Annotated in this window: 19 protein-coding genes and 5 tRNA genes; 15 read left to right on the top strand and 9 right to left on the bottom strand. The window is 40.0% G+C overall.

Annotation, left to right across the window (positions count from 1 at the left end; genetic code table 11):
* Window positions 1-128: 128 nt before the first annotated feature.
* Window positions 129-2,363: an EAL domain-containing protein gene (locus tag FHG08_RS14490; RefSeq protein ID WP_178956368.1), complete on the top strand. Its 2,235-nt coding sequence runs from the start codon at window positions 129-131 to the stop codon at window positions 2,361-2,363.
* On the top strand, window positions 2,356-4,293 hold the full coding sequence (locus FHG08_RS14485; protein WP_178956367.1) for an ATP-binding protein: 1,938 nt from the start codon (window positions 2,356-2,358) through the stop codon (window positions 4,291-4,293). Before FHG08_RS14490 ends, FHG08_RS14485 begins: the two co-directional genes overlap by 8 nt.
* A 12-nt stretch (window positions 4,294-4,305) precedes the next feature.
* Here the strand turns inward: FHG08_RS14485 and FHG08_RS14480 are convergent, their stop codons facing one another.
* Together FHG08_RS14480 and FHG08_RS14475 are read right to left on the bottom strand one after the other, a co-directional pair.
* Window positions 4,306-5,040, bottom strand: coding sequence for a UDP-2,3-diacylglucosamine diphosphatase (locus FHG08_RS14480; protein WP_178956366.1), 735 nt, complete (start codon window positions 5,038-5,040; stop codon window positions 4,306-4,308).
* 68 nt (window positions 5,041-5,108) lie between these two features.
* Window positions 5,109-5,600 carry a peptidylprolyl isomerase gene (locus tag FHG08_RS14475; RefSeq protein WP_008111051.1) on the bottom strand — a complete coding sequence of 164 codons (492 nt, stop codon included), beginning with the start codon at window positions 5,598-5,600 and terminating at the stop codon, window positions 5,109-5,111.
* A 144-nt stretch (window positions 5,601-5,744) separates the two neighbouring features.
* Here FHG08_RS14475 and cysS point away from each other — a divergent pair, with 144 nt between their 5' ends.
* Together cysS and FHG08_RS14465 are read left to right on the top strand one after the other, a co-directional pair.
* Window positions 5,745-7,124 carry a cysteine--tRNA ligase gene (gene cysS, locus FHG08_RS14470; RefSeq protein ID WP_178956365.1) on the top strand — a complete coding sequence of 460 codons (1,380 nt, stop codon included), beginning with the start codon at window positions 5,745-5,747 and terminating at the stop codon, window positions 7,122-7,124.
* Window positions 7,125-7,311: 187 nt separating this feature from the next.
* Window positions 7,312-8,208: an EamA family transporter gene (locus FHG08_RS14465; RefSeq protein WP_178956364.1), complete on the top strand. Its 897-nt coding sequence runs from the start codon at window positions 7,312-7,314 to the stop codon at window positions 8,206-8,208.
* 30 nt (window positions 8,209-8,238) lie between these two features.
* Here the strand turns inward: FHG08_RS14465 and folD are convergent, their stop codons facing one another.
* Window positions 8,239-9,093: a bifunctional methylenetetrahydrofolate dehydrogenase/methenyltetrahydrofolate cyclohydrolase FolD gene (folD, locus tag FHG08_RS14460; RefSeq protein WP_178956363.1), complete on the bottom strand. Its 855-nt coding sequence runs from the start codon at window positions 9,091-9,093 to the stop codon at window positions 8,239-8,241.
* A gap of 347 nt (window positions 9,094-9,440) precedes the next feature.
* Here folD and FHG08_RS14455 point away from each other — a divergent pair.
* The 11 genes from FHG08_RS14455 to FHG08_RS14405 all read left to right on the top strand — a co-directional run bounded on the left by FHG08_RS14455 (window position 9,441) and on the right by FHG08_RS14405 (window position 18,893).
* Window positions 9,441-9,517: transfer RNA gene (locus tag FHG08_RS14455), tRNA-Pro, on the top strand.
* A gap of 55 nt (window positions 9,518-9,572) precedes the next feature.
* Window positions 9,573-9,649: transfer RNA gene (locus tag FHG08_RS14450), tRNA-Arg, on the top strand.
* Window positions 9,650-9,673: 24 nt separating this feature from the next.
* A tRNA-His gene (locus tag FHG08_RS14445) sits at window positions 9,674-9,749 on the top strand.
* Between the two features lie 18 nt (window positions 9,750-9,767).
* Window positions 9,768-9,844 (top strand) — tRNA-Pro (locus FHG08_RS14440).
* A 56-nt stretch (window positions 9,845-9,900) separates the two neighbouring features.
* Window positions 9,901-9,977: transfer RNA gene (locus tag FHG08_RS14435), tRNA-Pro, on the top strand.
* A gap of 352 nt (window positions 9,978-10,329) precedes the next feature.
* Entirely contained in the window at window positions 10,330-11,634 is a 1,305-nt protein-coding gene (gene tig / locus FHG08_RS14430; protein ID WP_178956362.1) for a trigger factor, read from the top strand.
* Between the two features lie 159 nt (window positions 11,635-11,793).
* Window positions 11,794-12,411: an ATP-dependent Clp endopeptidase proteolytic subunit ClpP gene (gene clpP, locus FHG08_RS14425; RefSeq protein ID WP_008111041.1), complete on the top strand. Its 618-nt coding sequence runs from the start codon at window positions 11,794-11,796 to the stop codon at window positions 12,409-12,411.
* 131 nt (window positions 12,412-12,542) lie between these two features.
* A complete protein-coding gene (gene clpX / locus FHG08_RS14420) occupies window positions 12,543-13,826 on the top strand; it encodes an ATP-dependent protease ATP-binding subunit ClpX (RefSeq protein WP_010388064.1) in 1,284 nt (427 codons plus the stop codon).
* A gap of 149 nt (window positions 13,827-13,975) precedes the next feature.
* Window positions 13,976-16,336, top strand: a complete 2,361-nt coding sequence (gene lon, locus FHG08_RS14415) for an endopeptidase La (protein ID WP_008467545.1) — start codon at window positions 13,976-13,978, stop codon at window positions 16,334-16,336.
* 182 nt (window positions 16,337-16,518) lie between these two features.
* Window positions 16,519-16,818 (top strand): HU family DNA-binding protein, encoded by a 300-nt coding sequence (locus FHG08_RS14410; RefSeq protein ID WP_256872136.1) that lies wholly within the window; start codon window positions 16,519-16,521, stop codon window positions 16,816-16,818.
* Window positions 16,819-16,991: 173 nt separating this feature from the next.
* Window positions 16,992-18,893 (top strand): SurA N-terminal domain-containing protein, encoded by a 1,902-nt coding sequence (locus FHG08_RS14405; protein ID WP_178956361.1) that lies wholly within the window; start codon window positions 16,992-16,994, stop codon window positions 18,891-18,893.
* A gap of 55 nt (window positions 18,894-18,948) precedes the next feature.
* Here FHG08_RS14405 and FHG08_RS14400 read toward each other — a convergent pair whose 3' ends face one another.
* Genes FHG08_RS14400 through pspF form a run of 6 tightly spaced genes read right to left on the bottom strand, consistent with a single transcriptional unit; the run spans window position 18,949 to window position 25,303 of the window.
* The gene (locus FHG08_RS14400; protein WP_054202403.1) at window positions 18,949-19,710 is read right to left on the bottom strand and encodes an ATP-binding cassette domain-containing protein; all 762 of its coding nucleotides are present in this window, start codon (window positions 19,708-19,710) and stop codon (window positions 18,949-18,951) included.
* On the bottom strand, window positions 19,710-20,702 hold the full coding sequence (locus FHG08_RS14395) for an oligopeptide/dipeptide ABC transporter ATP-binding protein (protein ID WP_010388077.1): 993 nt from the start codon (window positions 20,700-20,702) through the stop codon (window positions 19,710-19,712). The genes FHG08_RS14400 and FHG08_RS14395 overlap by 1 nt, the downstream gene beginning before the upstream one ends.
* On the bottom strand, window positions 20,703-21,596 hold the full coding sequence (locus tag FHG08_RS14390) for an ABC transporter permease subunit (RefSeq protein WP_010388079.1): 894 nt from the start codon (window positions 21,594-21,596) through the stop codon (window positions 20,703-20,705).
* The gene (locus FHG08_RS14385) at window positions 21,583-22,617 is read right to left on the bottom strand and encodes an ABC transporter permease subunit (RefSeq protein WP_138605056.1); all 1,035 of its coding nucleotides are present in this window, start codon (window positions 22,615-22,617) and stop codon (window positions 21,583-21,585) included. Before FHG08_RS14385 ends, FHG08_RS14390 begins: the two co-directional genes overlap by 14 nt.
* Complete coding sequence (locus FHG08_RS14380) at window positions 22,617-24,224, bottom strand: ABC transporter substrate-binding protein (RefSeq protein WP_178956360.1); 1,608 nt, start codon at window positions 24,222-24,224, stop codon at window positions 22,617-22,619. The genes FHG08_RS14385 and FHG08_RS14380 overlap by 1 nt, the downstream gene beginning before the upstream one ends.
* Window positions 24,225-24,238: 14 nt before the next feature.
* On the bottom strand, window positions 24,239-25,303 hold the full coding sequence (gene pspF / locus FHG08_RS14375; RefSeq protein ID WP_178956359.1) for a phage shock protein operon transcriptional activator: 1,065 nt from the start codon (window positions 25,301-25,303) through the stop codon (window positions 24,239-24,241).
* Between the last annotated feature and the right edge of the window lie 152 nt (window positions 25,304-25,455).

Genomic DNA, 25,455 nt, shown 5'->3' with positions numbered 1-25,455 from the left:
CTTTTTAAATTAGACACATCCAATACCCTCACCTAATATTAGAATAACTATTTAAATTATTTAACTTATTGCTTTGTAATTCATTTTAATAACAAGGTCATACCTTATTTATTATTGGGTGAGAAGATATGCAAGATAAAGAGGGATTGTTTGTATTTGCTGCTGAAGAAGAAAAAGCAGATACAGAGCTAAAAGCATGGAAGATATTAACCGTTGAGGATGACCTTGATTATCAAAACGCGTTAGTTAATAGCTTGAGAGAATTAAAAGCAAAGGATGGTTATAAATACGAGCTGTTAACAGCAAATTCTGTGCCTGAGGCTGCTTTGGCGTTGAGTATGCATCCTGATATTGCACTTATTTTTATAGATGTAGTAATGGAGGAGGATGACTCAGGCTTGCGTTTAGTAAATACTATTCGAGAGGTTATAGGTAACGCAGAAATGCGTATTGTGCTATTAACAGGTCAACCTGGTTTTGCTCCAGAGAGTGATATCATGAAAGTCCTTGATATCGATGAATACTGGAATAAATCAGATATTACAGCAGAAAAGTTGCAATCAATTGTTAATAGTAACATGCGTACATGGGAGTATATTTCACAAATTAGGTCAGCAAAGCAAGGTTTACAGCTGGTGCTAGATGCATCTAGAAGTATTAACGGTAAGCATGATATGGCCTCTTTTTCTCATGCAGTGCTTAAAGAAATTAGTAATATTTTAAAAATAACCGAAGGCGGCGGTATTTTTTGTTCGAGTAATTCAAACTCTAGCTCTGAATGCTTAATACTCTCTACCCATGGTTGCTTTAGTGGCACTAAAGGGCAACCTGTTGTACCTAACCTGCCTGCAGAAATGCTGCAAGATTTTAAACAAGCGATTAAACAGCGTAGTCATATTTTTTCAAAGCACCACAGCGTATTTTTTTTCGAGACTCCCTTAACGCAAGAACAAGATATTTCTTATATAACGATCGTAAAATCAGACAACCCAATTAATGAGCAAAATGAGTATTTACTAAAAGTATTTAGCGAAAATGTGAGCACGGGATTTGCGAATATTTCGTTATTAAATCGTTTAACAGAGCTTGCTTATACCGATGTATCACTAAATTTACCAAATAGGAACTGGTTAACCCGTGAAATAAAGAACATGAATGCCCATGAGCGATTAAAAACACGATTAGTCATTTTTGACATTTATCAGTTTGATGAAAAAGCATTTACTTTCGGGAATGACTTTTGTAATAAATTAATGAAGTTAGTTCATCAAAATATAGTTGATACTTTTGCTAAATATGAACCACGCATAGCACTAATTAGTAACAAAACCTTTGGCATGCTAATTAGCGTTGACTTTGATATTTCAGATGCAATTAGTTACTTTCAAAATAAGCAAAAGTTCGAAATTGAACAGGTGAAGCAATATATTGATGTGCGTATACTGGAGTTGAAGTTAAGCGCTGCTTTAAACTTAACACCTGAAAAAGTGATTAGCTTAGCAGAGTCTAGCCTCAACTATACGTTGGCAAACCATGCAAAATATATTCAGCATACAGAGGAAAAAACAGATCAGATAACTCGTCGATATGAGCTGATGGCTGAGCTCAGAACGGCTATAGGTAATAAAAGCTTAGAGGTGGTGTTACAACCCAAAATCAGCTTATCAACCTTGAAACCAGCAGGTTTTGAAGCGCTCGCTAGGTGGCAAAGAGCCGATGGCAGCTTTGTACGCCCCGACGAGTTTATAGAATTAGCTGAAACAGCCGGATTAATTAATGAACTAGACCATGTGATTTTTGAGAAAATACTAGAGGCTATTAATCAACTTAAAGAGCAAGGCTGTAACTTACCCGTTGCATTTAATGCGTCCTCTTATGATTTAGTTGAGCCAAGCTACTTTGAACAGATAAAAAATAAAATTGAAGAATACAGTATTTTGCCTTCTATGCTTGAGCTTGAGGTGACCGAAACACAAGCTATTAGTAATTACAGCTTAATTAAAGAGGCGCTTGAGCGGTTTATTTCTTTGGGCATGAAAGTCAGCATTGATGACTTTGGTACAGGGTATTCGTCTTTGGCTCACATTAATGAAATACCGTCTACGTCGATAAAAATAGATCGCTATTTTGTTAGTGACCTTGAGTTTAATGACAATAATCAATACATGATTAAGATGATATTGTCTTTGGCAAAGCAATTTAACTTTTCGGTGATTGCTGAAGGTGTTGAGAATGAGTTTGAGGCCAAGTGGTTGCAGCAACAAGGCTGCGAAACAGCTCAAGGGTATTATTTTTCTAAACCTCTATCTCTAAAAGATCTGTTCGGATGGTTAAAGCAGTATGAAGTGACTGATAATGAATAGCATTAATAGTTTGCCTGTTGGTACAAAAAAAAGTGTGCTAGTTAAATTGCTATTCAGTTTATTCATTACCTTCTTTATTGGTTGGCTTATATACGAACAAATATATCAAGAAAAAATAAACACCATTAAAGCTCAGCAAGATGAAAAGTTAGTACTAATTAGTAGTGATTTCTCCAAAGAGCTCAGCAGCATTAAAAAGCTAACTCGTATTTTGGCTCAAGGCCCAGTTTTAAAAAGCGATGCACAAAACAAGCCTTTGCAACAAATGCGAAGCAGAGATGAAATAAATAATTATTTTTTAAATTTTGCGGCTATCTCTACTAACATAGCCCAAATTCGCTGGCTCGATAAGCAAGGGCAAGAGCAATACCGCATTAACGCAGTGAATGGTGTTGGCGAAATTGTATCGCCTGATGGTTTGCAAAATAAGCAAAACCGTTACTACTTTCAAAAAGGGATGCAGATCAGTGCGCCTGACATTTTTGCTACAGAAATAGATTTAAACATTGAACACAACAAAATCATAAAACCTCATCAACCATCAATCCGCGTAACCTACCGTACCAATCAAGAAAATTACCTATTAGATGGCCTATTGGTGGTTAACTTTAACTTAGATTATCTATTTAATCAGATCAAAAGCTATAGCCAAAAAAGTACCCATATAAGCATTTTGAATCATAATGGTTTTTGGTTATTAAATAGTGATGAAGATTTAGAATGGGGGTTTATGTATGGTAAAAATGAGCAAACGCTTGCTATTCAAGAGCCTCGGCTCTGGCAGCAAATTATTGGTGGCAAAGTCGAGTATGGTTCGCACTTTTTTGACCATAACCTCTATACTTACCGACGTTTTTCTATTTTTTCACTGCGCGAGAACAAAGGCAGAATTAGTGACACCGATAAAGAGTTAATTATTTTAATAAGTAGTCCTGATGAATTACTAATAACTGGACAGGTGAAAGCCTTACAGTTTGCGTTTTTGTGTAGTGGATTACTGTGTTTAATTAGTTTTGGCTTTATTTATCGTGAGTATAAGTTTCAAAATAAGCTGTTAACCCTCTCGCATAAATTACATATAGAAAAGATAGAACTAGATATAGTGAACCGAGAGCTTGATGCCACCATAAAGCAGCAACAACAGCTACAAGAAGGACTAATTGAAGCGCAAAAACTATCCTCATTAGGATTGCTCGTAGCAGGAGTTGCTCATGAAATGAATACACCCATTGGTGGAGCCGTTATTTCTGTTTCTAATGCAGATATGGCATTAGCTAAATTAAATGCGGCGATGAGGGAGGGGCTGACTAAATCAACGTTAGAGGAAACAACAACCAGTATTGGTGAGAACCTAGCACTAGCTAAAGTTAACTTAAATAAAACCGCAGTATTAGTGAAAAGTTTTAAAAAAATGGCCATTGATCGCCATAACGATGAATTTATTGCATGTGATATTGAAAAAATCATTCAAGAGTTATTATTGTCATTAAATTCCAGATTAAAAAATTCACCGATAAAAGTGAAAACTATTTTCTTGCTCAAAAAACAGGTGATTAGTTTGCCGGGGATTATTTCTCAGGTGGTCGAAAACCTTGTAATTAATGCGCTAAATCACGCTTTTGATGAAAAGCAGGAGGGAGTGATAGAAATAAAAGTAGAGCAAGCGACAAATAATAGCGTAAGGCTTAGCGTGTCAGATAATGGTAAAGGAGTAAATAATGAGACTAAAGCAGATATATTTGAGCCTTTTTATACAACCGCACGAGGTAAAGGTAATACGGGCTTAGGTTTATATATGGTGCACCAATGGGTAACACAAGTTTTGAAAGGAGACATCAAACTTCATTCAGAACCACAAAGCGATGCCTATTTTAAAACACAATTTATTATTACCTTGCCTGAGTTAACCGCAAAGTCTGATTACGATTAATTACTAGGGACGTTATAAAGGCGTTGAAATTAATTGTTGTGACTCGGGAGTAATCACTAAATACGAACCTTGAGTATACCAATCGCCCAATACTGTACGAGTAAGGGTTTGGTTATTAACTTCATAGGTATGTACATTAGGGCGGTGAGTATGGCCGTGGATCATATTAGCCACGTTATGCTTAGCAAAGGTTTCGAGTACCGCGCTTTGCACTACATCCAGTATTTCTATAGGTTTGTCTGCTTGGCTAAGTTTACTTTTTTCACGCGCATCGCGGGCTATTTTTTTTCGATACCATAATGGCATAGCAAGCATTAATTTGGGCCACCACCAACCACGACTTTTTTGACGAAACTTTTGATATTCAATATCTTGAGTACACATTTCATCACCATGTAAAATTACCGTGGGTGTGCCGTAAAGGTCGATCACTGTTTGCTCATCGAGTAGAGTCATTCCTGCCATGTTTGCATATTTTGTGCGCATGATAAAATCGCGATTACCGTGTACAAAATAAATAGGTATGCCCGAGTTATTAACTGCTTTTAATTGTTTGGCCACTGCTGCTGATAGTTCGCTTACATAATCGTCACCAACCCAGACTTCAAAAAAATCACCTAAAATATATAGGGCGTCTACTTTTTGAGGAACAATATGGGAGTGTAAAAATTTAAAAAATGCCGCTGTAATATCAGGGCGATTTTCACTCAAATGTAAATCTGCAATAAAGTAGGTTTGGCGAGTCATGGTGATTCCAGTTAAATAAAAGCGGGTGAATACCCGCTTTATGTATTCTTTGAAGAATAAAGGGGGTTTTAGCTTACAGTTACACTTTCAATTACCACATCTTCAAGTGGTACATCTTGGTGAAAGCCATTGCTACCTGTAGCAACACCTTTGATTTTATTTACTACGTCCATGCCCTCTACTACTTCAGCAAACACACAGTAACCCCAGCCTTGCGACGTTTCGCTGCTGTGGTTTAAAAAGTCGTTGTTATTCACGTTAATGAAAAATTGCGCTGTAGCTGAGTGTGGATCAGGCGTACGCGCCATTGCTAAAGTACCTACTTTGTTAGATAGGCCGTTGTTAGCTTCATTTTCAATTGGGTCGTTTACTTCTTTTTGTTCCATACCCGATGCAAAACCACCGCCTTGAACCATAAAACCATCAATTACACGATGAAAAATAGTGCCGTTATAAAAACCTGAGTTTGCATACTCTAAAAAGTTTTTTACTGTATTTGGAGCTTCGCTTTCGTGCATTTTAATGGTGATATCACCAAAGTTTGTGTGTAGAACAACCATGAGATTTCCTATAGCTGGTTTGAATATTGGCGCTATTTTATCGTAGTTGACCCAGATTAACAAAGTGCTTTGATAAACCGCTAGAGCCCATGCTTAGCAAGTGGTAACATAGCTTTTCTGTTAATCGTGAAGGAAAGCAACTAAATGGTACAAATATACAACACACTGACACGCCAAAAAGAACAATTTAAACCTATGGTTGATGGAAAAATCGACATGTATGTGTGTGGTATCACCATTTATGATTACTGCCACATTGGCCATGCACGCACATTTGTGGGTTTTGATGTGATTGTTCGCTACCTTCGTCACTTAGGTTACGATTTAAAGTACGTGCGTAATATTACCGATGTAGACGATAAAATTATCAAGCGCGCAAATGAGAACGGTGAAGCCATTAACGACTTAACCGTGCGTATGACTAAAGCCATGCATGAAGACTTTGACAGCTTAAATATGCTACGTCCTGATGTAGAGCCAACGGTTACAGGTCACATGGATGAAATTATTGCCATGGTTGAGCGTTTGATTGCCAAAGGCCATGCTTATGTTGCAACCGATGGCGACGTTTTATTTGATGTATCAACCTTTGAGCAATACGGAGCACTTTCACAGCAAGATTTAACCATGCTGCAATCGGGCTCACGTGTGGAAGTAGCACAAGATAAAGACGATCCTCTTGATTTTGTTTTATGGAAAAAAGCTAAAGCAGGGGAGCCATCGTGGTCATCACCTTGGGGTGAGGGTCGCCCTGGTTGGCACATAGAATGTTCAGCGATGAGTTCAAAGCACCTAGGTGAGCACTTTGATATTCATGGTGGTGGTTCAGACCTACAGTTTCCGCACCACGAAAACGAAATCGCGCAATCATGCTGTGCTAACAACGGCCAATACGTTAATACTTGGATCCATACCGGTATGGTTCAAGTGAACAAAGAAAAGATGTCTAAATCATTAGATAACTTTTTTACCGTTCGTGAAGTATTAAAGCAATACGATGCTGAGTCGGTTCGTTACTTTTTAATTTCTGGCCATTACCGCAGTCAACTTAATTACTCGCAAGAAAACTTAGACCAAGCACGTTCATCACTTGAGCGTATTTACACGGCATTACGTGGTGTTGAGCCAGTTGAATGTGAGCTTGAGGGTAATGAGTATGTAGCTAAGTTTAGAAAAGCTATGAATGATGACTTTAATTCGCCAGAAGCATTACCGGTTGTATTTGAAGTTGCTAAAGAGCTAAACCGAGTAAAAGAAAGTGATAGCGAAAAAGCAGGACATTTAGCCTTTATTCTACGCAGCTTAGGTGAAATACTTGGTATTGCTCAACAAGCACCTGAAGCATTTTTACAAGGCGGTCAAAACGATGATGAAGTGGCTGAAATTGAGGCATTGATTGTAAAACGTAATGACGCACGTGCCAGTAAAAATTGGGCTGCAGCTGATGAAGCTCGCGATGCTTTAAATGCACTGGGTGTAATACTTGAAGATTCAGCGGGAAAAACAACGTGGCGTAAAGCATAGGGACTTTTAACCTTTGCGTATTTAGCCATAACGCGCTGATCACAAAAAAAGGGTTGCCATTGGGTAACCCTTTTTTGTTATATCAATTGCATTAAATTGATTATGCTTTTAATAAAATTGATATTGTTGACCTCAATTATGGTTGAGGTTTTAAACTCGCATTCATCAATTTAAAAATGGAAAATTAATGAATATTTTACTTGCCATGATCCCTGCTTTTTTATGGGGAACGACTTATGCGGTAACTAAATACGCAACCCCAGAGTGGCCGCCAATCTTATTAGGGGCCATACGTGCACTTCCTGCTGGTTTATTATTGTTGTTATTTAAACCCTCTTGGCCAACAGAAAAGCAATGGCCTGGCATCTTTTTAATCGGCACGATTAATATTGCGCTATTTTTTAGTTTTATTTTTGTAATGGCAATTAACCTACCAGCAGCTATTGCTGGCGTGGGTATGGTATCTGTCCCTGTGGTTGCATTATTATATGCATGGCTTGTAAAGCGACAACAGCCAGCGCTAGTGCAAGGTATTTGTGCGCTTGCTTTAGTGGTTTTAGCATGGCGCTTATTTGATCCACAACATGTAGCACTTAATGTTTTGGGGATTTTGGCGCTGATAGGGGCGTTATTAACTATTGTGATAGGCAGTACGCTGGTACAAAAAGTAACGGCTAAAGTTCACTGGTGGACGGTACTCACGTGGCAGCTAATCATTGGTGGCAGTTTGCTAGCAATTGCCGCTATGGTTCAAGCTTTCTATTTTGCACCACAGCAGTATCAATTTTTAACTGCATCAATAAATATCACGCAATGGCTGGCGTTATTTTGGCTGGTGGTACCTAATACTGCTTTGGCTTACATCCTATATGTTTGGTTATTAGGACGAATGTCAGTTGTTGAATTTACTTTTGGCACTATAGCCAACCCAATTGCCGGTATTTTATGTGCAGGAATATTAATTAACGAGCAGTATGCAAATTGGCAGTACGCGATTATGTTATTAATGATTGTGTTTTCGGTTTTGCCACAAGGCTTGGACTTAATAAAACGAAGAATGATGATACAAAAAGCCCGCAATTAAGCGGGCTTTGGATTACTTTATTTTTATTTATTAGCTGTGATATTTCTCACACGCTTCTAACGTATTTTCAATTAAGCTAGCAACTGTCATCGGGCCTACGCCGCCAGGTACAGGGGTAATAAAGTCAGCTTTTTGTTCTGCAGTAGCGTATTCAACGTCACCCACTAACTTACCGTTGTCTAAACGGTTAATACCCACATCAATAACAATCGCGCCTTCTTTTATCCAGTCACCCGGAATAAACTCTGGTTTGCCTACAGCAACAACCAATAAGTCAGCACGGCGAACATGGGTTTCTAAATCTTGTGTGAACTTATGACAAACAGTAGTCGTACAGCCAGCTAACAACAGTTCAAGTGACATAGGGCGACCCACAATATTAGAGGCACCCACTACCACTGCGTGCATGCCTTTGTAACGCACGCCGGTTGAATCTAATAAGGTGATAATACCCTTTGGCGTACATGGGCGAAGGGCAGGCATACGCTGCGCTAAACGACCAATGTTATAAGGGTGAAAGCCATCAACATCTTTATGCGGGGTAATACGCTCAAGAATTTTTTCTGCGTCTAAGCCTGCAGGTAAAGGAAGTTGCACTAAAATACCGTCAACTTCGCCATCAACATTCAATTCATCAATTAATGCTAATAGCGCTTGCTCTGTTGTGTCTGCGGGCAAATCAAATGATTTAGAAATAAAACCAACTTCTTCACAGGCTTTACGTTTTGAACCAACGTAAACTTGGCTTGCTGGGTCTTGTCCAACAAGCACCACAGCTAATCCTGGGGCTCTAAGGTTTTGTGTAACACGTTCTGAAACTCGTTCAGCCACTGCGCTACGTACTTGTTTTGCTACTGCTTTACCATCAATGATGTTTGCCGTCATGGGTGACCTTTAATTAGGTTAATTAACTTGATACCGATACATTTAAAAAACGAATGCATATATAGGGGTTAAAATGCCGATAAAGAAAAAGACCTTTACCTTACTCATTTTTTAATATGGCGGCTATTTTCGCAGAAAAGCGGTTGAGCGCCAAGTTGCTTTTAAATTATAAGCCCCCGAATTTAAAAAAGAGTTTAAATTTTATCCCTGTATCGTAATATTTGACCATTATGAACTAAAAATGAGCAATTGATTTGTTTTCTTAAAAAAACGTTTGACCTAACACGGTCAAATCACTATTATGCACCCCGTTGTCAACGAGGTCACTCGCAGACAATAGTAAGTATCGGCGATTAGCGCAGTTTGGTAGCGCACTTGGTTTGGGTCCAAGGGGTCGCAGGTTCAAATCCTGCATCGCCGACCATTTTTATGTTTAGTCATAACAATTTAACTTACTAGTGAACTATGAAGTTTTCGATGCGCCCATAGCTCAGCTGGATAGAGCAACGCCCTTCTAAGGCGTCGGTCGAAGGTTCGAATCCTTCTGGGTGCGCCATTTTGAAAACACTGTAATGCCGTGGTGATTGTAGCTCAGTTGGTAGAGCCCCGGATTGTGATTCCGGTTGTCGTGGGTTCGAGCCCCATCAGTCACCCCAATTTACAAAAAAGAATATCGGCGATTAGCGCAGTTTGGTAGCGCACTTGGTTTGGGTCCAAGGGGTCGCAGGTTCAAATCCTGCATCGCCGACCACTTTCTTATAAGTGGTCTTAAATCCTAAGTTTAAGTATTCGAGAAAATATTTATATCGGCGATTAGCGCAGTTTGGTAGCGCACTTGGTTTGGGTCCAAGGGGTCGCAGGTTCAAATCCTGCATCGCCGACCATTTCCCCTTAAGTTCTATATTCTAAATCTCTATATTTCATCTAAAATAACTCTATTTTTGCTCCAATTCATTCTATACAGTTGAATTAGCCTGTTTTTTATTCGCTTAGTCGTTATCTACCCTGATCTACCCCAAATAATTGCCCCCCACACTCGACTATCATGAATATTAGGTTATAATGCCGCGTCTATTTGTTTAAAAATATAGTGCCCTAGGGCAGAGCAGCAATGGTATCTCCTGGTAGCGACGGATTTTTTTAAGCTCTAAGGCTTGAATTTTATCAAGACGCCTATAGATTACTTTGTTTGTAATGAAGGCGAAAAGTCGCCAAAATTGAATATTGAGGTAAATCATGCAAGTTTCTGTTGAGACGACTCAAGGCCTTGAGCGCCGTCTGACCATCACCGTTCCTGCAGAGAACGTTGAGACCGAAGTAAAAAAACGCTTACAACAACTGTCAAAAACGCAGCGTATCGACGGTTTCCGTGCTGGTAAAGTACCAGTATCAGTAATCAACAAGCGTTTCGGACCAGCTGTTCGTCAAGAAGTTGCTGGCGAAGTAATGCAACGTAATTACATTGAAGCAATTGTTGCTGAAAAAATTAACCCTGCTGGCGCACCTACATTTGCACCAAAAGCACTTGAAGCAGGTAAAGATTTAGAATTCTCAGCAACATTTGAAGTTTACCCTGAAGTTGAAGTTCAAGGTTTAGAGAAAATTGCTGTTGAAAAACCAGCGGTAGAAGTAACTGACGAAGATTTAGCAAACATGCTAGAGACACTTCGTAAGCAACACGCTTCTTGGGCTGACGTTGATGGAGCTGCTGGCGCAAATGACCGTGTAACGGTTGATTTCGTTGGTACTATCGATGGTGAAGAATTCGAAGGCGGTAAAGCTGAAGATTTCCCATTAGAACTTGGCCAAGGTCGTATGATCCCAGGTTTTGAAGACAACATCGTAGGCAAAAAAGCAGGCGAAGAAGTTGTTGCTGACGTAAACTTCCCTGAAGATTACCACGCTGAAAACTTAAAAGGTAAAGCGGCTCAATTCACTATCACAGTGAAAAAAGTTGAAGCGCAAGAATTACCTGAATTAAGCGATGAGTTTGCAACTAAATTCGGTGTTGCCGAAGGCGGCGTAGACGCGCTTAAAGAAGAAGTTAAAAAGAACATGACACGTGAGCTAGACCAAGCGGTTAAAGCTAACGTAAAAGATCAAGCAATCAAAGGTCTTTTAGAGCAAAACGAAGTTGAAGTGCCTAAAGCATTAATCGACCAAGAAGTTGACGCTTTACGTGAGCAAGCTGCTCAACGTTTTGGTGGTAACGGTCAAAATATGCCTGAGCTTCCAGCTGAATTGTTCCATGAGCAAGCAGTTACACGAGTTAAAACTGGCCTATTATTAGGCGAAGTGATCAAAGCAAACGACATCAAAGTTGATGACGCTAAAGTTGAAGCACTTATCGCTACTGTAGCATCTGCATACGAAGATCCAACTGAAGTGGTAGAATACTACAAAGCAAATGATCAACTAATGCAACAAATGCGTAATGTAGCAATGGAAGAGCAAGCTGTTGAAGCTATTTTAGCTAAAGCAACTGTGACTGATGTTGAAAAAGCATTTGATGACATCATGAATCCACAGCAAGGTGCATAATAAGTCATTGACTTAAGCGCTCGCTAACGATTAAATGGCTCGTGTTACTCTGTTTATGCAGTGTGCCCGGGCCATTTTAGTTTGTGGTTCTTAATTAGCTAAAAATGATCATTATGCTTTTCTTAGAATAAGTATAAGCGCATAAGGAATTAAATAAGTATGAACACTGGTATGACAGATCCCCTAAACGCATTAGTACCAATGGTTGTTGAGCAAACAGCTAAAGGCGAGCGCTCGTTTGATATTTATTCGAGACTATTAAAAGAGCGTATTATCTTTTTAACGGGCCAAGTTGAAGACAACATGGCAAATCTGATTTTAGCGCAAATGCTTTTCTTAGAATCAGAGAACCCAGATAAAGATATTTTCTTATATATCAATTCACCGGGTGGCTCGGTCACTGCGGGAATGGCTATTTACGATACAATGAATTTCATTAAACCTGATGTAAGTACTATTTGTGTGGGCCAAGCGGCTAGCATGGGTGCGTTTTTACTATCTGGTGGTGCTAAGGGTAAACGTTTTTGTTTACCTAATTCACGTGTAATGATTCACCAACCATTAGGTGGATTCCAAGGTCAAGCATCTGATTTTGAAATACACGCGAAAGAAATCTTGTCTATTAAAGACAAATTAAATCGCTTAATGGCTGAGCATACTGGCCAACCGCTTGATGTTGTTTCACGTGATACAGACCGTGATAACTTTATGAGTGCAAGCCAAGCTGTAGATTACGGTATTGTTGACTCAGTATTTACTAATCGCGGTAGCAAGTAAGTATGCCTGCAAGCAGTAATGCTTGCTAATGAGAGTTACTATGCGAAAAAGCCTAAATTTTGGTATAGTTAAAGCGTATTAAAATAGCCACCAAGACTTTGGTGGCCAACGTAATAAAATGAGGTAGCTGAATGTCTGACACTCCTACAGACGGCGACAAAAGTAATAAATTGTTATACTGCTCTTTTTGCGGCAAAAGCCAGCATGAAGTTCGAAAATTAATTGCAGGACCTTCAGTATACGTTTGTGATGAATGTGTAGAGCTGTGTAATGATATTATCAGGGAAGAAATTAAAGACATCGCGCCTAAGCATGATGCCGCTGACAAATTACCTGTGCCAAAAGAAATTCGTAACCACTTAGACGACTACGTAATTGGCCAAGAGCATGCGAAAAAAGTGTTGTCTGTAGCGGTTTACAATCACTATAAGCGTTTACGCAACCAATCAACTAAACAAGACGTTGAACTAGGTAAAAGTAATATTTTATTAATTGGTCCAACGGGGAGTGGTAAAACACTACTAGCTGAAACGTTAGCACGTTTGCTAGATGTGCCGTTTACAATGGCCGATGCCACCACGTTGACCGAAGCCGGTTATGTGGGTGAAGATGTTGAAAACATCATTCAAAAGCTTTTACAAAAATGTGACTACGACGTAGAAAAAGCACAACGTGGTATTGTTTACATTGATGAAATTGACAAAATTTCACGTAAATCAGATAACCCATCAATCACCCGTGATGTATCAGGTGAAGGTGTACAACAAGCCTTACTTAAATTGATTGAAGGTACCGTTGCTTCTGTTCCGCCACAAGGTGGACGTAAACATCCACAGCAAGAGTTCCTGCAAGTAGACACTTCTAAAATTCTGTTTATTTGTGGTGGCGCATTTGCTGGTCTTGATAAAGTTATTGAACAGCGTAGCCACAAAAATACTGGCATTGGTTTTGGCGTTAACGTTAAAGAGTCGGCAGCGAGCCGCTCTTTAAGTGAAACATTTAAAGATGTTGAGCCAGAAGATTTAGTGAAATATGGTTTAATTCCAGAGTTTATTGGCCGTTTACCTGTTGTTGCTACATTGACTGAACTTGATGAAGCTGCACTGGTACAAATTTTAAGCGAGCCTAAAAACGCTATTACTAAGCAATTTTCAGTATTGTTTGGGATGGAAGACGTTGAGCTTGAATTTCGTGATGATGCACTACGTGCTATTGCTCACAAAGCAATGGAACGTAAAACCGGTGCACGTGGCCTGCGTTCAATCGTAGAAGGTGTATTGCTTGATACTATGTATGAGCTGCCTTCAATTGATAACGTAAGTAAAGTGGTTGTTGATGAAACCGTTATTAAAGGTGAGTCTGACCCAATCTTGATTTATGACAGCAGCAATCAAGAACAAGCCGCGGCGGATTAAATTCTGAGCAAGTTGTAAAAAAAAGGAGCCAATGGCTCCTTTTTTTATAATTAATTTAATCGAGTTGGCAAAAATTGTTGAACTTTAATTAGGTTATCCCCATATACTTGAGTAATCTTTAAATAAATGAAGTGCAAAGAGAAAATACAATGACGCTTGAGAGAAACGATCGAGTCGAAATCCCTGTGCTAGCACTGCGCGATGTAGTGGTGTATCCACACATGGTGATCCCGCTTTTTGTAGGCCGTGAAAAATCAATAAAATGCCTTGAAGCGGCAATGGATAAAGACAAACAAATTTTCTTAGTTGCACAAAAAGATGCAACTGTAGACGAGCCTGAGAAAGACGATATTTATCGTGTAGGGACAATTGCGACTGTACTTCAATTATTAAAGCTACCCGATGGTACAGTAAAAGTATTAGTTGAAGGCACGCAGCGTGCAAATATCGAAGAGTTTGTTGATAACGAAGACTTCTTTGTTGCCAATGCTCAGTTTATTGAATCTGATTCAGTGAATGAACAAGAGCAAGATATTTTTATTCGCAGTGCATTAAGCCAGTTTGAAGGCTACGTAAAATTAAATAAAAAAATCCCACCTGAAGTGATGACTTCGGTCTCTGGTATTGATGAGCCAGCGCGTCTTGCTGATACCATGGCTGCGCATATGCCATTAAAAGTGCCTGAAAAACAAAAAGTACTTGAAATATCAAGCGTTACGGAGCGCTTAGAGTACTTAATGGCGTTGATGGAAGGTGAAATAGACTTACTGCAAGTTGAGAAAAAAATTCGTACCCGCGTTAAAAAGCAGATGGAAAAATCGCAGCGTGAGTACTACCTCAATGAGCAAATGAAAGCGATTCAAAAAGAGCTTGGCGAAATTGACGATGTACCAGATGAATTCGAAGCGCTAAAAAAACGCATCGAAGAATCAGGTATGCCTAACGAAGCGAAAGAAAAAGCCACGGCAGAGTTTAACAAACTTAAAATGATGTCGCCGATGTCGGCAGAAGCGAGTGTTGTTCGCTCATACATAGATACGCTAATTAACGTACCGTGGAAAAAACGCTCTAAAGTTAAAAAAGATTTAGCAGGCGCGCAAAAAATACTAGATAGCGATCACTACGGACTTGATAAAGTTAAAGAGCGTATTATTGAATATCTCGCGGTACAGCAGCGTACTAATAAGCTTAAAGGGCCTATTTTGTGTTTAGTTGGGCCGCCAGGGGTAGGTAAAACCTCTCTTGGGCAATCTATTGCGCGTTCAACTGGCCGTAAGTACATTCGTATGGCACTGGGTGGCGTACGTGATGAAGCTGAGATACGTGGTCACCGTCGTACTTATATTGGCTCTATGCCAGGTAAATTGATTCAAAACATGACTAAAGTGGGCGTTAAAAACCCGTTATTCTTGTTAGATGAAATTGATAAAATGTCAGCAGATATGCGTGGCGACCCTGCATCAGCATTACTTGAAGTACTCGACCCTGAGCAAAACAGTCATTTTGCTGATCATTACCTAGAAGTCGATTACGACTTATCTGATGTAATGTTTGTTGCTACCTCTAATAGCTTTAATATTCCTGGGCCATTATTGGACCGTATGGAAGTTATTCGTTTAGCCGGTTATACCGAAGACGAAAAATTAAATATAGCTAAAGAACATTTAATTCCAAAGCAAGTTAAGCGTAATGGCTTGAAAGAGAAAGAAGTTGAAATTGCTGACAGTGCCATTATCGGTATTATTCGATATTACACGCGTGAAGCGGGCGTTCGTAACTTAGAGCGTGAAGTATCTAAATTATGCCGTAAAGCGGTTAAAAATATCTTAATGGAAAAAGACACCAAAACGGTCACTATCGATGCAGATAACCTTGAAGAGTACTTAGGTGTGCAACGTTTTGATTACGGTAAAGCAGAAGATGGCGACCGTATTGGCCAAGTAACTGGCCTAGCATGGACAGAAGTAGGCGGAGACTTACTAACGATTGAATGTGCTGCAGTACCAGGTAAAGGCAAATTGACTTACACCGGCTCGTTAGGCGATGTAATGCAAGAGTCGATTCAAGCGGCAATGACTGTTGTGCGTAATCGTGCTGATGAGCTACGTATTAATAGCGACTTTTATGAAAAACGTGATATTCACGTGCATGTACCTGAGGGCGCAACTCCTAAAGATGGTCCAAGTGCGGGTATCGCAATGGTTACTTGTTTGGTTTCAAGCCTAACGGGTAATCCAGTGCGCTCTGATGTGGCCATGACGGGTGAGATTACCCTACGTGGTGAAGTACTGCCAATTGGTGGTTTAAAAGAGAAATTATTAGCGGCTCACCGAGGTGGTATTAAAACGGTGGTGATCCCTAAAATTAACGAACGTGACTTAAAAGAGATACCTGATAACGTATTGGCGGGTCTTGAGATTCACCCAGTTACGTGGATTGACGAAGTATTAAAGCTTGCTTTAGTGCATCCAGTTGATAGTTTTTCAGTCGAAACACCAAAAAAGCAGTAAAAAAGCCAAAAAAAGTGCTTTTAGGGGCTTTTCAAATCTAAACGGTATGATAAGTTAAGCACTGGTTTTCAAGCCTAGCCCTTGCAGGGCCTAGGCTTAAGAAAAATATAATCATATGAGCTTAAAAAAATTGCTCAAAAATTTCAAAACAGTGATGTTAGTTTAAAAAACAATCGCTCTTGATAACAACAATGAAAGAGGATGATATTGTGAATAAATCTCAATTAATCGATCAAATCGCAGCTGATGCTGACATTTCTAAAGCGGCTGCAGGTCGTGCACTAGATTCATTCATCGAATCTGTATCTGGCGCGCTAAAAGATGGCGACTCAGTTGCACTTGTTGGTTTTGGTACTTTCTCTGTACGTGAGCGTGCTGCTCGTGCAGGTCGTAACCCACAAACTGGTGAAACGATTCAAATTGCTGCAGCTAACATCCCAGCTTTCAAAGCCGGTAAAGCGCTTAAAGACGCAGTAAACTAATCATTGTGTAAACAATTTAGTTATGGCGAGTAAAGAGACGCTTAATTATTGCAATCGATAAATTAAGTTACTTCACCGCCAGTTACTTCAAGTGAAAAAGCGTATCTGGTAAGATACGCTTTTTTTACATATGACAAGGTAGAAAATACCTTGCTCAGAAAAGAGATAAACAAATGCTTGAGAAAATCAGAGAAGGTTCGCAAGGGCCGGTAGCCAAAGTCATTTTAGGCGCGGTGATTTTATCTTTTGCCTTAGCTGGGATCGGTAGTTACTTAGGTCAAACCACAGAACAACCCGTTGCTGAAGTAAATGGAATTAAAATTAGCCAAACAGAATTTAGCCGTGCGTTTCAAAATGAACGTAGCCGCTTAGAACAACAATTTGGTGAGTACTTTACCCAAATAGCAGCTGATCCAACTTACATGGCTCAAATCCGTCAAGGTGTGATTGACCGTTTAGTACAACAAGAATTACAAAGTCAGTTAGCCGCCGAGCTTGGTTTGCGCGTAAGTGATGAAAGCGTTCGTAAAACAATTTTAGAGCTACCTTATTTTAAAATTGGCGACAAGTTTAATAACGACCGTTATTTACAAGTTATTCGTCAAATGAATTTTCAACCTGACGCATTTCGTGAATACCTGCGTGATGATATGACGCGTAGCCAGTTAGTATCTGCCGTTGCGGGTACAGACTTTGCGCTGCCAAATGAGCTTAAATCAGCCATTGCGTTGCAACAGCAAACACGAAGCATTGATTATTTAGTAATTGATAAACAAGCAATGCAAGCTGATGTTGAAGTTACAGAGCAAGAAGTTGCGGATTACTATGAATTAAACGCAGGTCAATTTTTATCACCTGAATTAATTTCAGTTAATTACATCGAACTAAATGCAGATGATATTGATGTTGCATCGGTAAGCGAAGACGATGTAAAAGCATATTATGAGCAGAGTAAAGCGCAATATGTTGAACCAGAAAAGCGTCGTGTGTCGCATATTCTAATCGACAATAGCGAAGATGATGATGCGGCTAAAGCGAAAGCTGAGTCGTTACTTGCCCAGCTTAACGCTGGTGCTGATTTTGCTGAGCTAGCAGAGACATCGTCAGATGACATTGTTAGTGCAGAAATGGGTGGCGATTTAGAGTGGATTGAACGTGATGTTATGGAACCAGCATTTGAAGATGCAGCGTTCGCATTGCAAAACAAAGGTGATTACTCTGACGTTGTTGCTTCTGAGTTTGGTTATCACATCATCAAACTGACTGATCTACAAACTCAACAAGTTAAACCGTTCGATGAGGTTAAAGCTGACCTACGTGCTGAACTTGAGCAAGCTGAAAAAGTAGATGCGTTTTACGAGAAGCAAACAGAAATGGGGGCATTAGCCTTTGAGATTTCTGATCGCTTAGACGATGCTGCTGAAGTGGCGGGTGTAGAAGTACAATCTACTTCTTTACTAGCGCTTAGCGCGCTTCCTGAGCCGCTTAATAACCCAGCGGTTGTGACTGCCTTATCATCAGTTGAACTACTAGAAGATAAAGTCAATTCAGAAGTAATTGAGCTTGGTAATGAGCACGTGATTGTGGTGCGTGTAAATGAGCACCAACCTGCGGCAACGAAAGCATTAAGCGAGGTAAGTGAGCAAATTAAAACACGCTTAATGAATGAAAAGGCATCAGACCTTGCAAAAGAAAAAGCACGCACGTTATTTGCACAAGTAAAAGAAGGCAAGAGCTTAAACGATGTGGCTGCTGAGCAATCACTAAACGTTCGTCAAGAGTCGCAACTAACTCGTGAAAGCTTTGCTGTTTCACCTGCTATTGTTACCCAAGTATTCAAAATGGCACATCCTAGTGATGCGGCTGTATATGATATGGTTAGCTTAAATAATGGCGATGCAGCGATTGTTGCGCTTAAAGCGGTAAATGATGCACCAGTGAGTGACAACATTGAGCCACAAATGAAGCAAAACATTACTATGGCGCAAGCGCAGAAAAACTATACGGTATTCATTGAATCGCTTAAGCAACAAGCAGAGCTTAATGTACCAAAAGCAGCTCAAGCAGCTGAATAAGTAATAGCTAAATTAAAAAAGGCGCCAATTGGCGCCTTTTTTGTTTGTTTAGACATTAACAACTCAATAAGCGCTGGGTAACCTTTGACTGCGGGTTTTGAAAAATAGTTTCTGTAGCGCCGTATTCAACTATTTCACCTTTATTGAGTACCACTAACTGGTCGCTAATATGGCGCACTAAACTTAAATGATGGGTGATCAAAATATAGGTTAATCCAGTTTCAAGCTGTAGTTTAAGTAATAGGTTTACTATTTGCGCTCTTACAGAAGGGTCAAGCGATGAAAGTGCCTCATCGAGTACAACAACCTTAGGATCTAATATAAGCGCGCGAGCGAGCGCTACACGCTGTAATTGCCCCACACTAAACATATGCGGATAGTATTGCTGATGATCGACCAGTAGACCCACTTTAAGCAGCGTACTGCCAATTTTTTCACTACGTTGAGTTTTATCAAAATCAGTATTGAATTTTAGGCAATCATCGAGCATTTCAGCAATGGTCACTGCTGGGTTCAATGAGGTGGCGGAGTCTTGAAAAATCATTCGGATATAACGACACTGGGCATCACGATTACCATTGTTTTCTATAGTGTTATTCTCCAATAATATCTGCCCGCTATCGGCACTGTATGCACCCACTAATAATTTAGCCAGGGTACTTTTTCCTGAGCCTGTTTCACCAATAATGGCAATTGTTTCACCTTTACCAATACAAAATGAGATATTTTTTAAAACATCAAACTTTTTACGGCTAAACAGACCCGCTCGCATGTTAAAGGTTTTTGATAAGGCTTGAACTTTTAACAGTGGCTGCATTATTTTATTTCCTTGATCAGCGGAAAGTGACAGGCGTAGCTATGACCATGATGCTTTGAAAGTTTAGGCGCAACCACACATTCTTTTTGTGCTTGTGGGCAACGTGGACCGAGTCGACAACCAATCGGTAAATGCTGTAATGTTGGTATGGTGCCTTTAAGTGCATAAAAGGGTTCTTTATGGGCTAAACCATGCTCATAATCGGGCAGGCTTTTTAGTAAAGCCTGCGTATACGGATGACGAGGTTGGCTAAAAATACGGTGTGTTGGACCTGCTTCAACCATTTGACCGCAGTACAGCACATGAATACCATGCGACCAATTAACAATTTCTTCTAGTTCATGAGAGATCATCAAAATAGACATGTTCTTTAGCTGATTTAAACTTTTTAATAACCTAAACACCTGTGCACGGGTGGTGCTTTCTAGTGCGGTTGTAGGCTCATCTGCAATTAATAACTTAGGTGTGCGGGCAATCGCCATGGCTATCATGACCTTTTGGCATACGCCCTCAGAGAGCTCATGCGGGTAACTATCAAGCACCGCTTCATGATTTTTAATACCTACTTTATGTATTAAGGCTTTAACACGGTCTTTACGCTCACGGTTGCGTTTTAAGAAAAACCCTTTAGCAGCCACTTCAGGCAGTGTTTCAGCAATTTGGTTAAATATTTTAGCAGTAGGATCTAGACATCGACTGGGGTCTTGGTAAATCATCGCAATGTCTTGGCTAACCGTTTTACGGCGTTGCTCTGGTGTTAAGCGCATTAAATCAACACCACGCCAATGCATTCTGTCTGCGGTTATCACCCAGCGTTCATTAAGCACGCCGACAATGGCTTTTGCAATTAAGCTTTTGCCAGAGCCTGATTCGCCCACTAAAGCATGTACTTCACCTTCTTTTAAACTAAAGCTTACGCGATCAACAGCACGAATGGCGGTTTCGGAAGTTTGAAGTTCAATGGTTAAATTTCGAATATCTAGTAACTGCATCTAATCGGCCTTACGCGCTTGTAAAACTTTGCGAAGTCCATCGCCCACTAAGTTTGTTGAAAGAACCGCTAAAAATAACAGCACGCCCGGCAATGCTACCGTCCAGGGTGCTAAATATATAAGTCCTAAGTTCTCTGCTAAAATTGCGCCCCATTCAGTAGTCGGCGGCTGTGCACCCAGTTTTAAAAACCCTAACGCCGCAATATCTAAAATAGCAGTAGAAAGCGCCATCGTAAAAATAACCACAATATACTCATACACATTAGGAAAAATCCCGCGTGATAAAATATGCCATTTAGAGGCGCCATCTAAGCGGTAGGCTGTAACATAATCTTTGCCAAGTTCGTCAACTATCAGGTTTCTAATTGAATGAATAAACTGGGGTAATAAGGCTAAAATAATTGCCCATACGGTATTCATTAATCCAGGGCCGAGTATGGCAATAATAATGATGGCCAGTAACAATGAGGGAATTGACAGCGTTACATCCAGTAAGTGGTTCAAAAAACTAGAACGTATGCCTTTACTGATCCCTGCAAAGGTACCTACCAACACACCAATAACAGTGGTGATCAGTGCAGCCACAACCGATAACCCGAACGTATATGTGGCACCATTCATTAAACGAGACAGCACATCTCGGCCTAAATCATCGGTGCCAAGTATAAACCGCACATCGCCCATTTCATTCCACGAGGGAGGCAGTAATAGTGCATCACTGTGCTGTTGATTTACCCCATAAGGCGCAAGAAAAGGCGCGGTAGCCGCTAACAGGCTAAAGGCAATAAACACCCATAAACCAACCAGTGCAGGGTGGTTATTTTTAAACTTTCGCCAGAGTCTCGCTAATGGCGATTTATTTGAATCTTCTGAAAATAAGTTAAACTTTGCCATGCGCTTGGTTCCGAGACAGAGGATCGAGTAGGGTGTAGGTCAGTTCGGCCATAATTGTGGCAATAATAATAAATAAAGAGACGGCCATTAACCCACCTTGTATGGCGGGATAATCACGTTGATAAATACTGTCTATTAACCAGCGACCGATCCCAGGCCACGAAAAAATAACTTCAGTGATCATCGCTAGGGTGATCAAGGTACTAAACTGCAAACCTATTTGTTTTATAACCGGTAGTAAGGCATTTCTTAGGGCGTGATGAATAATAAGCTGTCCACGAGTAAGCCCTTTGGCACGAGCCGTTTTAATGAAATTTTGATCCATTACTTTTAACATCGATTCGCGAGTAAAGCGCACTAATACCGTGGTTGGATACATAGCAAGCACAATAGTGGGTAAGGTAAGGTGATGCAGTGCATCTAACATGGCCAAACCATTGTAAGGAAAATCAGCGAGTAAAATATCAAGTAAAATAAACCCTGTGCTCGCAGGTATCTCATACAACAAGCTCACTCGCCCCGACATGGGAAACCAGCCAAGTTGGAGCGAAAAAACCATAATTAATAATAATGCCAGCCAAAAAATTGGCATAGAATAGCCAATCATCGCTGTAGAGCTAATAAATTTATCAGGCCATTGTTTATTATATGCCGATGCTAAAATACCGACAGGCACACCCACTACCACCGAGATAACTAACGCGTAAATACTTAGCTCTAACGTTGCAGGGATTAAATCAATCACATGGGCGAAAACACTGCCCCCCGAGGCGAATGACATTCCCCAGTCCCCTTGTAAAATTCGTCCCACAAAGGCGATGTACTGCATAAAGTAGTTACTGTTAAACAAGTACTTTTCTTCTAACTGCGCATTTTGGGTGAAGTTAGTATCTGGTATGCCGCTTAAATTACTGAGTGGATCGCCGGGAAATAAGTAACTCAACGAAAAGGTAAAAATACTGAGTAGTAACACCATAAAAAATAACAGTCCGAGGCGGCGTAAAATATAATCTAAGATCATTATTTTTTCCTCGCGTTAGCCAACGAAATAGCACCGAATGGCCCTAAGGTAATGCCCTCAACATCTGCACTACTTGCTTGAAAACGCATGCCGTGGGCAATTGGCAGTAGAGGCAATTGTTTGATGATCATACTCTGTGCTGCGTCATAATATTGTTTACGTAAATTTAAATCTGTGGTGTCTAACGCTTTGGTTAGCAGTAAATCAAATTCAGGATTACACCAGTTTGCGGGGTTTTTGCCGCTGAATGTCGCAGTACAACTTAATAATGGGCTAAAAAAGTTATCGGGATCAGGCGTATCAGCTGCCCAACCTAATAACACACTGTCGTGGCGATGTTCTCCAATGCGTTGAATAAAGGTGTTCCATTCATATTCAACAATATTTACGTTAACGCCAATTTTGCGTAAATCACTTTGCATTAGCTCAGCCATTTTGCGGGCGTTGGGGTTATAAATACGGCTTACCGGCATAGCCCAAATGCTCATATCAAAGCCTTTTGGAAAACCGGCTTCAGTTAATAACCTTTTTGCCAACTGTGGGTCAAAAATAGGCATGTTTTTTTGTAGTTCAAACGCCCAAGACGTAGGCGGAAGAATAGACTGTGCACGCAAGCCATTACCGTAATACACCGCCTGCATTATTTTATCTATATCAATGGCATGAACTAATGCTTGACGTACTTTTAGGTTATCAAAAGGTGGACGCTCGGTATTAAATGCCCAGTAACCAATATTTAAGTTAGTTTCTCTTTCAACATTAATATCATCACGTTGCGCTAAGATACTTAATTGGGCACTGCTTGGGTGTGCAGTAACATCACATTCTTTGGTCAATATTTTTGCGATACGGGTGGTACCATTTGGAGTAATGTCGTACACCAACTGCTCAAGGGCAACATCATGTTTCCAATAATCAGCGTTTTTATAAAAGCGTACTAAATGGTCGCGTCGATACTCTTTGTAAATATAAGGACCCGTACCAATCGGGTATTGATCAAATAGGTTTTCTTGATTATTAGCTTTGAGCGCCATGGCATATTCTTTAGAGAGCACGACAGCAAAATCGGTCGCCATATTAGCTAAAAAGCTGCTCTCGGGATTAAATAGCTCAAATCGGACTTGATGATCAGAGACTCTAACAATTTTACGAATTAGCTGATCAATCCCCACACTTTGAAAATAAGGGTAATTAGCATCGCCAATAAAGTGATAAGGATTATAAACGTCGAATAATCGACTAAAAGTAAATATTACATCATCAGCGTTAAATTCACGACTAGGAGTAAAATAAGAGGTGGTATGAAACTTAACTCCTTTGCGCAAAGTGAAGGTAACCGATTTACCGTCTTTACTGATTTTCCAATCAGTGGCAAGTTCACTCTTAAATTCGGCGGTCACGGGGTCAATACTAATTAACCGGTCGTATAACTGGTTAGCAATAATATCGATAGTCGACCCTGTGGTTGTGACTTGTGGGTTAAACGACACAGGATTAGCCTCGGCGCAATAAACGAGGCCTTGGTTTTTTTCTTCTAAGATTTCTTCTTTACTATCAATGCAACCTACTAAGCTCAATGATATTAAAGCAAGTAATAATTTATGCACCCGCACAACCTCTACTATTCTAGCAAATTGTATTTTTTCAAATAACCACGTAGTTGATGATACGTTAAACCAAGTACTTCTGCAGTCTTCTTTTGATTAAATTGGCTATGTTCTAATGCTTTTTTTATCAATGTAATTTCAAATTCATTAGAGAGCGTTTTTAAGTCGCATGGAAACTCAGGTTCTTTGGTACTTGAACTCAATGCTACAGGCGCTTCTGCAGGTTGGGCATGAGTAGTCGGTTCAGATTGTATTATAGCAGGTGCTTGTGCATGTTTTATGCGGGCTTTAGGTCTAAAGCGACTTTCGAATGGGTCTAAAATAATTTTATGTACAGGAATATGTTCATTGCCGTGGCGATACAGACTTCGCTCCACCACATTTTTAAGTTCACGGACATTACCTGGCCACTCATAACTGAGCAAACTTTCTTGTGCACTGCGGGTAAAGCCACTAAATAGCTCCCACTCAAGGTCTCGTGCCATATTCATCGCAAATTGTTCTGCCAGTAACATAATGTCATCTTGACGTTCACGCAGTGGCGGTAAGGTGATCACATCAAACGCGAGCCTATCGAGTAAATCACTTCTAAATTCACCTTGCTCGGCTAAATGTGGCAAGTCTTCATTGGTTGCACAGACTAAGCGAGTATCTACTTTAACGGTTTGCTTGCCGCCAACACGCTCAAATTCACCATACTCAATCACTCTTAGTAGCTTTTCTTGAACCATGGCAGAGGTATTTGCTAACTCATCTAAGAATAAGGTGCCGCTATTAGCACGTTCGAAGCGGCCTTCATGGCGTTTACTTGCGCCTGTGAAAGCACCACTTTCATGACCAAATAATTCACTCTCGAGTAGGTTTTCGTTTAAAGCCGCACAGTTAAGCTTGACGTAATTTTGATCCCAGCGCTTGGATAAAAAGTGTAAACGTGCTGCAATTAGCTCTTTACCGGTACCACGTTCACCAATAATGAGTACGGGTTTATCTAGGTTAGCCAGTTGCGAAACCTGATCAAGCACCGATAAAAAGCTGTCTGATTGGCCAAGTAAATTGTCCTGTTGGCGATATTGACTCATATTTCCTAACTCTTAGTCATTTTTACTAACAGTTAGTGTATTTCATTATGAAGGATAACAAAAGTAATTTGTAATTTACATTTAACATATTGAAAATAAATGGTATTTTAAAAATATAAAAGTTGGCAAGCATATTGATACTAATAAAAGCA

This window comes from Pseudoalteromonas sp. Scap03, from assembly GCF_013393115.1.
Lineage (GTDB): Bacteria > Pseudomonadota > Gammaproteobacteria > Enterobacterales > Alteromonadaceae > Pseudoalteromonas.
This window is presented reverse-complemented; position numbering and strand designations above follow the sequence as displayed.